The sequence below is a fragment of the Streptomyces sp. NPDC057307 genome (genome assembly GCF_042667665.1).
In the GTDB taxonomy this organism is placed as follows: domain Bacteria; phylum Actinomycetota; class Actinomycetes; order Streptomycetales; family Streptomycetaceae; genus Streptomyces.
This window is the reverse complement of the sequence record NZ_JBHUZM010000201.1, coordinates 1-10,573: the sequence shown is the minus strand read 5'-3', so window position 1 is coordinate 10,573 and position 10,573 is coordinate 1. Positions and strand designations below refer to the sequence as shown.

At 67.5% G+C, this 10,573-nt stretch carries 9 protein-coding genes and 1 tRNA gene; 7 read left to right on the top strand and 3 right to left on the bottom strand.

The window, feature by feature from the left end; translation table 11 throughout:
- Positions 1-63 precede the first annotated feature (63 nt).
- From ACFUN8_RS35255 to ACFUN8_RS35240, 4 genes are read left to right on the top strand one after another with little or no spacing between them, the layout of a single operon-like run.
- Complete coding sequence (locus tag ACFUN8_RS35255; protein ID WP_356585880.1) at positions 64-993, top strand: branched-chain amino acid ABC transporter permease; 930 nt, start codon at positions 64-66, stop codon at positions 991-993.
- A gap of 5 nt (positions 994-998) precedes the next feature.
- Positions 999-2,795, top strand: coding sequence for a branched-chain amino acid ABC transporter permease (locus ACFUN8_RS35250; RefSeq protein ID WP_383646943.1), 1,797 nt, complete (start codon positions 999-1,001; stop codon positions 2,793-2,795).
- Positions 2,796-2,800: 5 nt separating this feature from the next.
- Positions 2,801-3,703, top strand: coding sequence for an ABC transporter ATP-binding protein (locus ACFUN8_RS35245; protein ID WP_383646942.1), 903 nt, complete (start codon positions 2,801-2,803; stop codon positions 3,701-3,703).
- Complete coding sequence (locus ACFUN8_RS35240) at positions 3,700-4,416, top strand: ABC transporter ATP-binding protein (RefSeq protein ID WP_383646939.1); 717 nt, start codon at positions 3,700-3,702, stop codon at positions 4,414-4,416. The genes ACFUN8_RS35245 and ACFUN8_RS35240 overlap by 4 nt, the downstream gene beginning before the upstream one ends.
- 71 nt (positions 4,417-4,487) lie before the next feature.
- Here the strand turns inward: ACFUN8_RS35240 and ACFUN8_RS35235 are convergent, their stop codons facing one another.
- Positions 4,488-5,141 (bottom strand): ANTAR domain-containing response regulator, encoded by a 654-nt coding sequence (locus tag ACFUN8_RS35235; RefSeq protein ID WP_383646937.1) that lies wholly within the window; start codon positions 5,139-5,141, stop codon positions 4,488-4,490.
- 99 nt (positions 5,142-5,240) lie between these two features.
- Between ACFUN8_RS35235 and ACFUN8_RS35230 the strand changes: the two genes are divergently transcribed.
- Both ACFUN8_RS35230 and ACFUN8_RS35225 read left to right on the top strand, forming a co-directional pair.
- Positions 5,241-5,315 (top strand) — tRNA-Leu (locus ACFUN8_RS35230).
- 108 nt (positions 5,316-5,423) lie between these two features.
- A complete protein-coding gene (locus ACFUN8_RS35225) occupies positions 5,424-6,167 on the top strand; it encodes a helix-turn-helix domain-containing protein (protein WP_383646935.1) in 744 nt (247 codons plus the stop codon).
- Between the two features lie 19 nt (positions 6,168-6,186).
- On the opposite strand, the gene pyk is transcribed toward ACFUN8_RS35225, so the two are convergent.
- Together pyk and ACFUN8_RS35215 are read right to left on the bottom strand one after the other, a co-directional pair.
- Positions 6,187-7,620: a pyruvate kinase gene (pyk, locus tag ACFUN8_RS35220; RefSeq protein ID WP_383646932.1), complete on the bottom strand. Its 1,434-nt coding sequence runs from the start codon at positions 7,618-7,620 to the stop codon at positions 6,187-6,189.
- Positions 7,621-7,778: 158 nt separating this feature from the next.
- Positions 7,779-8,489, bottom strand: coding sequence for an SIMPL domain-containing protein (locus ACFUN8_RS35215; protein ID WP_383646930.1), 711 nt, complete (start codon positions 8,487-8,489; stop codon positions 7,779-7,781).
- Between the two features lie 220 nt (positions 8,490-8,709).
- Here ACFUN8_RS35215 and ACFUN8_RS35210 point away from each other — a divergent pair, with 220 nt between their 5' ends.
- Positions 8,710-10,527, top strand: coding sequence for a bifunctional metallophosphatase/5'-nucleotidase (locus ACFUN8_RS35210; protein ID WP_383646928.1), 1,818 nt, complete (start codon positions 8,710-8,712; stop codon positions 10,525-10,527).
- Positions 10,528-10,573: the final 46 nt, after the last annotated feature.

Sequence of the window (10,573 nt, the reverse complement as noted above, 5' to 3'; positions counted from 1 at the left end):
CCCCGCGCCCCCCCCCCCCCCCCGCGCGGCCGTATCTGACCCCACTCATTCGGAGGCCCCGCGGTGAACGATCTGCCGCAGCAACTTGCCAACGGCCTGCTACTCGGCGCGCTGTACGGACTCATCGCAATCGGTTACACGATGGTCTATGGCATAGTCCAGCTCATCAATTTCGCCCATGGCGAGATATTCATGATCGGCGGCTTCGGTGCGCTGACCGTATTCCTCTGGTTGCCCAGCGGTACCAGCCTGCTCCTCGCACTGCCCCTCATGATCCTCATGGCGATGGCCTGCTCCGTGCTCGTCGCCGTAGGAGCCGAACGCTTCGCCTACCGGCCCCTGCGGGACGCCCCCAGGCTCGCACCACTGATCACCGCGATCGGCCTCTCCATCGCACTCCAGCAAGCCATCTGGGCCTTCTACCCGGACGCCACGAAGTCCCGCCCCTTCCCCGAATTCGAAGGCGGCAGGCTCGACTTCGGAGCGTTCGCCATCAGCCGCGGCGACCTCTTCCTGCTCATCGCCGCACCCCTGTGCATGATCACGCTCGGCATCTTCGTCTCCAAGACCCGCACCGGACGTGCCATGCAGGCCACGTCGCAGGACCCGGACACGGCCAAGCTCATGGGCATCAACACCGACCGCATCATCGTCACCGCGTTCGCCATCGGTGCCGCCTTCGCCGCCATCGCGGCCGTCGCACACGGCCTCAAGTACGGCGAGGTCAACTTCAAGATGGGCTTCATCGCCGGACTCAAGGCCTTCACAGCCGCGGTCCTCGGCGGTATCGGCAACATCTACGGCGCCATGATCGGCGGCCTCGTCCTCGGCCTCGCCGAATCCATGGCCACCGCCTACATCGAGAACATCCCCGGCATGTCGCAGCTCGGCGGCGGCGCCTGGAAGGACGTGTGGGCGTTCGTCCTCCTCATCCTCGTACTGCTGCTGAGGCCACAAGGTCTACTCGGCGCACGCGTCTCGGATCGGGCGTGATACCGATGACCACCACCACGACGAAAACGAACACCGCGGCCCCCGAGCCCCGGCAGAACCGCCCCGTCATCGGCCTCCCGCCCTCGGCGGCCAGCCTCGGCGCCGCCATCGGCGCCGTCGCGACCTTCGCGAGCACCTTCCTCGCCTGGACCTGGACCTCCGAATTCCCCGGCGACCTCACCGTCACCGGCTACCCCGGCGGCCTCCAACTGCTCACCCTCACCGGTGCGCTGCTGACACTGCTGTTCGTCGTCGCCGGCTACGGAGTACGCGGCCTCGGCTGGCTCACCCCCGGCGGCAAGAACAGCCCCGTCCTCCTCTTCGCCCTCGGCACCTTCGCCACCACCTGGTACACGGTCATCGCGATCGCCGTGAACCTCGGCGGCCTCGCCAACCTCGAACCGGGCGGCTACGTCGCCGCCGCGGCCTCGCTGATCACACTCGTCGCCGCCCTCGGGCTCCCCCGCGACGTCCCCAGCGACCAGGACAACCCCAACATCTGGCAGCGGTTCGTCCAGTCCTTCAAGGCCGCCACGCCCAAGGAAGCCGCACCGCTCCCCGGCTGGGCCGAAATCCTCATCATCGCCGCCTCGTTCGGGCTCGGCCTGTACGTCTTCACCTACGGCATCGACACCGAGGCCGCCGAGCTCTTCATCGGCTACATCCTCCTCGTCGGCTTCGCCGCCACCGCGATCTCCCGCGCCGGCCTCAACCGCCGCCTCGCGAGCCTCACGTCCAAGCACAAGAACGTGACCGTGACCGCGGCGTTCGTCTCCGCCTTCGCGTTCCCGTTCACCCAGAGCAACGACGCGTACGCCTCCATCGGTACGAACATCCTCATCTTCGCCACCGTCGCGCTCGGACTCAACGTCGTCGTCGGCCTCGCCGGCCTGCTCGACCTCGGATACGTCGCCTTCCTCGGCGTCGGCGCCTACACGGCCGCCCTCGTCTCCGGATCGCCGTCGTCCACCATCGGCTTCCAGCTCCCGTTCTGGGCCGCCGTCCTCTGCGGCGCCGGCGCCTCCCTGGTCTTCGGCGTCGTCATCGGCGCACCGACCCTGCGACTGCACGGCGACTACCTGGCCATCGTGACCCTCGGCTTCGGTGAGATCTTCCGCATCACCATGCAGAACCTCGACGGATCGTCGGGCCCGGACGTCACCAACGGCTCCAACGGCATCCCGAACATCCCCGACCTGGACCTCTTCGGGTTCAACCTCGGGGAACCACATACGATCCTCGGCGTCGAACTCGGCAGATTCTCCAACTACTACCTGCTGATGCTGCTGTTCACCATCATCGTGGTGACCGTCTTCCGCCGCTCCGACCAGTCGCGCATCGGCCGCGCCTGGGTCGCCATCCGCGAGGACGAGACCGCGGCCAGGGCCATGGGCATCAACGCCTTCCGGCTCAAGCTGCTCGCCTTCGCGCTCGGCGCCACCCTCGCCGGCATGGCCGGCACCGTACAGGCACACGTGACTTTCACCGTCACCCCCGCCCAGTACAAGTTCGTCGAAGCCGTCCCGCCGAACTCGGCGTTCCTGCTCGCCGCCGTCATCCTCGGCGGCATGGGCACGGTCAGCGGACCCCTCATCGGCGCCTCGCTGCTCTACCTCATCCCGGCGAAGCTCCAGTTCATGTCCGACTACCAGCTGCTGCTCTTCGGCATCGCGCTGATCCTGCTCATGCGATTCCGCCCCGAGGGCCTCATCGCCGACCGCAGGAAGCAGCTCGAATTCCACGAAACCGGGCAACTGGACGCCCCCAAGGGCGATATCGGCCTCAGCAAAGCGGGGGTGTGACCCGAATGACCACCGACATCGAACCCACCGGCGCCGGATCCCCCAAGGCCGCCACCGCCACCGGCGTACCCGTGCTCCAGGCCACCGGCGTCACCAAGAAGTTCGGCGGACTCACCGCCGTACAGAACGTCGACCTCCAGGTCAACACCGGCGAGATCGTCGGCCTCATCGGCCCCAACGGCGCGGGCAAGACCACCTTCTTCAACTGCCTCACCGGTCTGTACGTCCCCACCGACGGCACCGTCAGCTACAAGGGCACCGTCCTGCCGCACCAGTCCCACCTCGTCACCAAGGCAGGCATCGCCCGTACGTTCCAGAACATCCGCCTCTTCGCCAACATGACCGTCCTGGAGAACGTCCTCGTCGGACGCCACACCAGGACCAAGGAGGGCCTCTGGTCCGCGCTCCTGCGCGGACCCGGCTTCAAGAAGGCGGAGAAGGAGTCCGAGGCACGCGCCATGGAACTCCTGGAGTTCACCGGCCTCGCCGCCAAGCGCGACCACCTCGCCCGCAACCTCCCCTACGGGGAGCAGCGGAAGCTGGAGATCGCGCGCGCACTCGCCAGCGACCCGGGCCTGCTCCTCCTGGACGAGCCCACCGCCGGCATGAACCCGCAGGAGACCCGCACCACCCAGGACCTGGTCTTCGCCATCCGCGACCAGGGCATCGCCGTACTCGTCATCGAGCACGACATGCGCTTCATCTTCAACCTGTGCGACCGCGTCGCCGTCCTCGTCCAGGGCGAGAAGCTCGTCGAAGGCACCGCCGAGGTCGTCCAGGCCGACGAGCGGGTCGTCGCCGCCTATCTCGGCACCCCCTACGAGGGCGCCCCCGGCGCCGAGGAAGTCTCCGAGGTGGAGGCCGCGGAGGCACACAGCACGGCAGGCACAGAAGGAGACACCAAGTGACCGCACTACTGGAGGTGGAGGACCTCAAGGTCGCCTACGGCAAGATCGAAGCCGTCAAGGGCATCTCCTTCAGCGTCGAAGCCGGTCAGATCGTCACGCTCATCGGCACCAACGGCGCCGGCAAGACGACCACGCTGCGCACCCTGTCCGGGCTGCTCAAGCCCTCCGGGGGCCGGATCATCTTCGACGGCAAGCCGCTGCACGGCGTCGGCGCGCACAAGATCGTCGCGATGGGCCTGGCGCACTCCCCCGAGGGCCGGCGGATCTTCCCCCGGCTCACGATCGCGGAGAACCTCAAGCTCGGCGCCTTCCTCCGTAAGGACACGGCGGGCATCGAGCGGGACATCAAGCGCGCCTACGAGCTGTTCCCGATCCTCGGCGAACGCAGCAAGCAGGCGGCGGGCACCCTCTCCGGCGGCGAGCAGCAGATGCTCGCCATGGGACGGGCGCTGATGTCCCAGCCCAAGCTGCTCATGCTGGACGAGCCCTCCATGGGACTCTCGCCGATCATGATGCAGAAGATCATGGCGACCATCGCCGAACTCAAGTCGCAGGGCACGACGATCCTCCTCGTCGAGCAGAACGCCCAGGCGGCACTGTCACTGGCCGACCAGGGCCATGTGATGGAGGTCGGCAAGGTCGTCCTCTCGGGCACCGGGCAGGACCTGCTGGTCGACGAGTCGGTACGGAAGGCGTACCTGGGCGAGGACTGAGTCCCCGCTTACGTACGTGAGAAGGCCCGCGCCCCCTCGGGGGTGCGGGCCTTCCCGTCTGTACGTGGTCCCTACTGCCCCTTCGCGGCCTTCTTCTCCTCGTCGTCCTCGATGACGGCCTCGGCGACCTGCTGCATCGACAGCCGCCGGTCCATCGACGTCTTCTGGATCCACCGGAACGCGGCGGGCTCCGTGAGGCCGTACTGGGTCTGGAGGATCGACTTGGCGCGGTCCACGAGCTTGCGCGTCTCCAGGCGGGTCGTCAGGTCGGCGACCTCCTGTTCGAGCGCCTTCAGCTCGTTGAAGCGCGAGACGGCCATCTCGATGGCCGGCACGACGTCGCTCTTGCTGAACGGCTTCACGAGATACGCCATGGCACCGGCGTCCCGGGCGCGCTCCACGAGATCGCGCTGGGAGAAGGCGGTGAGCATCAGGACGGGGGCGATGGACTCCTTCGCGATCCGCTCCGCGGCGGAGATGCCGTCGAGGACGGGCATCTTCACATCGAGGATGACAAGATCGGGCCGGTGCTCACGGGCCAGCTCGACGGCACGCTCACCGTCACCGGCCTCGCCCACGACGGAGTAGCCCTCTTCTTCGAGCATCTCCTTGAGGTCGAGACGGATGAGCGCCTCGTCCTCGGCGATGACGACGCGGGTCGTCAGGGGCGGGACATGCGACTTGTCGTCGTCGGCGACGGGCTGGGGCGACTCGGGGGCGGTCACTGAGGCTCCTCGTAACTGGCAGATACTGCTCAGCACGAGCCTACCTAGCTACGGTATGGTGAGTGCGCAGCGGGTCAGAGGAAACCTTTGATTCTGTGAGCCCCGGTAGCCCAATCGGCAGCAGGCAGTGCTCTCAAACAGCATCCAGTGTGGGTTCGAGTCCCACCCGGGGCACTCTTCCTTCAATTCCAAGGTCGCGGAAGAACTCGCGATCTTCACGCGAAGGTGCGAATGAGCGGCGTTCTCCAGCCGCGTTGCCGAGTTCGAGTCAGGCTCGGTCGCATGTACGACCTGAAGACGCGTCTACTGGCTCTGGAACTCGTCGCCCAAGGCCGGAGCCTCAACTCGGTCAGCAGAGTGACCGGTGTATCGCGGTCCGCGATCCGCGCATGGCACGTGCGCGTCGAGCCCCTGCCCCGCATGGCGCGGGACTGCCCACCGCGCCCGACTGAGCAGGCGTCCTACTCCTATCTCCTCGGCCTCTATCTCGGCGACGGTTGCGTCAGCCCGCATCCGCGCGGCGGCCACTATCTGCGCATCGCTTGCGCGGACGCGTGGCCCGGACTCATCGAACTGTGCCGCGCGGCGATCGTCGCTGTCCGGCCTGGCGCCTCAGTGAGCGTCGTCCAGAAGCAGGGATGCGTCATGGTGAGCAGTTACGACCGGCACTGGCCGTGTCTGTTCCCACAGCACGGCCCCGGCAAGAAGCACGACCGGCCCATCGAACTCGTCCGCTGGCAACGGGAGATCGTCGACGCCCACCCCTGGGAGCTGATTCGCGGCCTGATCCACTCCGACGGATGCCGGATCACGAACTGGACCACTCGCGCGGTGGGCGGCGCGACGAAGCGCTACGAGTACCCCCGGTACTTCTTCACGAACGAGTCCGCCGACATTCTGAGCCTGTTCACCGACACTCTCGACAGCCTCGGCGTCTCATGGCGCAAGGCCAACGCGCGCAACATCTCCGTCGCCAAGACGGCATCCGTCGCCCTCATGGACACCCACGTCGGGCCGAAGCACTGACCCCCGGCCCGACACCCGGCTACTTCGGGCTGTCGTCCTCGCCCACGTGGTGGACCCTGACCAGGTTCGTCGAGCCCGCGACTCCCGGTGGGGAGCCCGCCGTGATGACCACCACGTCGCCCTTGTCGCAGCGGCCGATCCGTAGCAGGTGTTCGTCCACCTGCTCGACCATCGCGTCCGTGGAGTCCACGTGCGGACCCAGGAACGCCTCCACACCCCACGTGAGGTTCAGCTGCGCCCGCGTCGCCGGGTCCGGGGTGAAGGCCAGCAGGGGGATCGGTGAGCGGTAGCGCGAGAGGCGCTTGACCGTGTCGCCCGACTGTGTGAACGCGACCAGGAACTTCGCGCCCAGGAAGTCGCCCATCTCGGCGGCCGCGCGGGCGACCGCGCCGCCCTGGGTGCGGGGCTTGTTGCGCTCGGTGAGCGGGGGGAGGCCCTTGGCCAGGACGTCCTCCTCCGCCGCCTCGACGATGCGGCTCATCGTGCGGACCGTCTCGACCGGGTACTTGCCGACGCTCGTCTCGCCGGACAGCATCACCGCGTCGGTGCCGTCGATGACCGCGTTGGCGACGTCCGATGCCTCCGCGCGGGTCGGGCGGGAGTTGTCGATCATCGAGTCGAGCATCTGCGTGGCGACGATGACCGGCTTCGCGTTGCGCTTCGCGAGCTTGATCGCGCGCTTCTGCACGATCGGGACCTGCTCCAGCGGCATCTCCACGCCGAGGTCACCGCGCGCGACCATGATGCCGTCGAACGCGGCGACGATGTCGTCTATGTTCTCCACGGCCTGCGGCTTCTCGACCTTGGCGATGACGGGGACGCGCCGGCCCTCCTCGTCCATGACGCGGTGGACGTCGTCGATGTCGCGTCCGCTGCGCACGAAGGAGAGCGCGATGACGTCGGCTCCGATGCGCAGCGCCCAGCGGAGGTCGTCGATGTCCTTCTCGGAGAGCGCGGGGACGGACACCGCGACGCCGGGGAGGTTGAGGCCCTTGTTGTCGGAGACCATGCCGCCTTCGACGACGGTGGTGCGGACGCGGGGGCCGTCGACCGCGGTGACCTCCAGGGTCACCTTGCCGTCGTCGACGAGGATGAGTTCGCCGGCGGTCACGTCGTCGGCGAGTCCTTCGTAGGTGGTGCCGCACGTGTGGCGGTCGCCTTCGAGGGGCTCGACGGTGATGGTGAATTCGTCGCCGCGTTCAAGGAGTACGGGGCCTTCGCGGAAGCGTCCGAGGCGGATCTTCGGGCCTTGAAGGTCGGCGAGGATGCCCACGCTGCGGCCGGTTTCCTCGGCGGCTTTGCGTACGCGCTGGTAGCGCTGTTCGTGATCGGCGTAGCTGCCGTGGCTGAGGTTGAAGCGGGCGACGTCCATTCCGGCCTCGACCAGTGCTTTGATCTGGTCGTACGAGTCGGTGGCGGGCCCGAGAGTACAGACGATTTTTGCTCGGCGCATGGTTCGAGACTAAACCTTACCGCCGGGTAGGTAATTGGTCTCACATGACTACTCAACAACCTTTGCATGAAGGGTTGTTGACAACTGTTGAAGTGGGCGCACCGGTGCTCTGATGAGCATTATTCGGGAGTTGACGGCGGCCGGAGTCCGGGGAGCGCTCAGAGGACGGGCGGTGTCATCGTGAAGCGGGCGTTCACCTGCGCGTAGACGGTCTGGCGCTGCGGTTCGAGATCGAGTGCGGGCGGTGCGCCGGCGGGCTCGGGGGCGCCGCCGTAACTCATCGCGTACGCGGGGGCACGCGTCGCGTACGGTGCGGCGTTCTCCGCTCCGATGTCGGCGAGCTCGACGAGGGCGGCGAGGTTCGCGCCGAGGGCCGCCGCGTACTCGCGGGCCCGCTGGACGGCTTCGCGGACCGCCTGCCGCCGCGCCTCGCCGTGGGCGGGCGAGTCGGGGCGCAGGGCCCACCAGGGGCCGTTGACGGTGGTGAGTTCGAGGTCGGCGAGGCGGGTGGTGAGTTCGCCGAGTGCGGTGAAGTCGGTGAGCTGGGCGCTGATGTTCACCCTGCCGTGGTAGGCGCGGATCCGTTCGCCGCGGCCGTGCCGGGTGAGTTCGGGGTTGATGGAGAAGGAGCCGGTCACCAGCCTCTCGACGGCGTCTCCGTAGGACTTGATCAGGGCCAGCACCTCGTTGTTGCGGCGGGTGAGGTCTTCGAGGGCGGTGCGCCGGTCGGTGCCGCGTGCGCCGACGGAGATGTCGACGGTCGCGATCTCCGGGTCGAACTCCAGGCGCGCCTCGCCCCGGACGGCGACCCTGGGGGCCTCGGGGGTGCCGTAGGGCGCGGCGGTGGGGGCGGGTGCGTCGGTGGTCACGGGTGGTTTCTCCCTCGTACGGCGGCGAGTTGGGGGGCGTGGCGTACGCCTCGCATACCTGTCCGGTCACTCTGCCATCCGGCTCCCGACGAGGCACGACATTCGGCAGTCACCGGATCGAAACCCGTTGGGGGTGTTCGATTCTTCGTTCCTGCGTCAGAATCTAGCCGCCTTGTCTACGCGCGTTGTGCGGGTGGATGACGAGATCGAGGGAGTAGCGATGCCGCTGAACCGAAGGACGTTCCTGGAGCGTTCCGCCGCCGCCGGAGCCGGTGTGGCGATCGCCGGGGGCGCCGCCGTGCCCGCGGCGGCGCGGGAGCAGGACGCCGGTCACGGGGCCGGCCATGGCCGTCCGCCGAAGCGGTACTCGTTCACGGTGATGGGCACCACGGATCTGCACGGCAATGTCTTCAACTGGGACTACTTCACGGACAAGGAGTTCGACGACAAGGACCGCAACGACGTCGGACTGGCCAAGATCTCGACGCTGGTGAACCGCATCCGTAAGGAGAAGGGCCGGGGCAACACCCTGCTCATCGACGCGGGCGACACCATCCAGGGCACCCAGCTCTCGTACTACTACGCCAAGATCGATCCGATCACGGCGAAGCGCGGCCCGGTGCATCCGATGGCGCAGGCGATGAACGCGATCGGCTATGACGCGGCGGCGCTCGGCAACCACGAGTTCAACTACGGCATTCCGGTGCTGCGGAAGTTCGAGGAGCAGTGCCGTTTCCCGCTGCTCGGTGCCAACGCGCTGGACGCGAAGACGTTGCGGCCGGCGTTCCCGCCGTATGTGATCAAGCGGTTGCGGACGCCGCACGGGCGTGATGTGCGGGTGGCGGTGCTGGGATTGACGAATCCGGGCATCGCGATCTGGGACAAGGTGAACGTCCAGGGGAAGATGACGTTCCCGGGTCTGGAGGAGCAGGCGGCGAAGTGGGTGCCGAAGCTGCGGTCGATGGGCGCCGATGTGGTGATCGTGTCGGCGCATTCGGGGTCGAGCGGTACGTCCTCCTACGGAAATCAGCTTCCGCACATCGAGAACGCGGCCGGTCTGGTGGCGGAGCAGGTGCCGGGCATCGACGCGATTCTGGTCGGTCACGCGCACAGTGAGATTCCGGAGTACCGGGTCACCAACAAGGAGACCGGCAAGGACGTGGTGCTGTCCGAGCCGCTGAAGTGGGGGCAGCGGCTGACGCTGTTCGACTTCGACCTGGTGTGGGAGCGGGGCGGCTGGTCGGTGGAGAAGGTGGGCGCGCAGGTCCTCAACTCCAACACGGTGGACGAGGACAAGAAGATCACGGGGCTGCTGGTCGACGAGCACCGCAAGGTGGTGAGTTATGTCAACCAGGTCATCGGGACGTCGACGGCGGCGATGACGACGGTCGACGCGCCGTGGCGGGACGAGCCGCTGATCGATCTGATCAACCATGTGCAGACGGAGACGGTGAAGGCCGGTCTCGCGGGTGGTGAGTGGGCGGCGCTGCCGCTGCTGTCGCAGGCGTCGTGCTTCTCGCGTACGGCGGGGATCCCGGCGGGCGAGGTGACGATCAAGGACGCGGCGGGTCTGTATCCGTTCGAGAACACCCTGGAGGCACGGCTGCTGACGGGCGCCCAGATCAAGGACTATCTGGAGTTCTCGGCCAAGTACTACGTGCGGACGGCCGCGGGCGCGCCGGTGGACACGTCGAAGCTGACGAACGCGGACAACATCCCGGACTACAACTACGACGTGGTGTCGGGGCTGACGTACGACATCGACATCGCCCAGCCGGCCGGTTCGCGGATCGTGAATCTGTCCTTCGAGGGCAAGGCGCTGGATCCGGCGGCGAAGTTCGTGCTGGCGGTGAACAACTACCGGGCGAGCGGCGGCGGGAACTTCCCGCATGTGGCGGGTGCCCAGCAGTTGTGGGCCAATCCGGACGAGATCCGGAACACGATCATCACGTGGGTGCAGACGGAGAAGACCGTCGACCCCGCGCGGTTCGCCTCGGTGGACTGGAAGCTCACGCGCGACGGCACCCCGGTCTTCTGACTCGTCGCGCGATGACGCGCCGGCGTGGTGCCGTCCCCTCGGCACC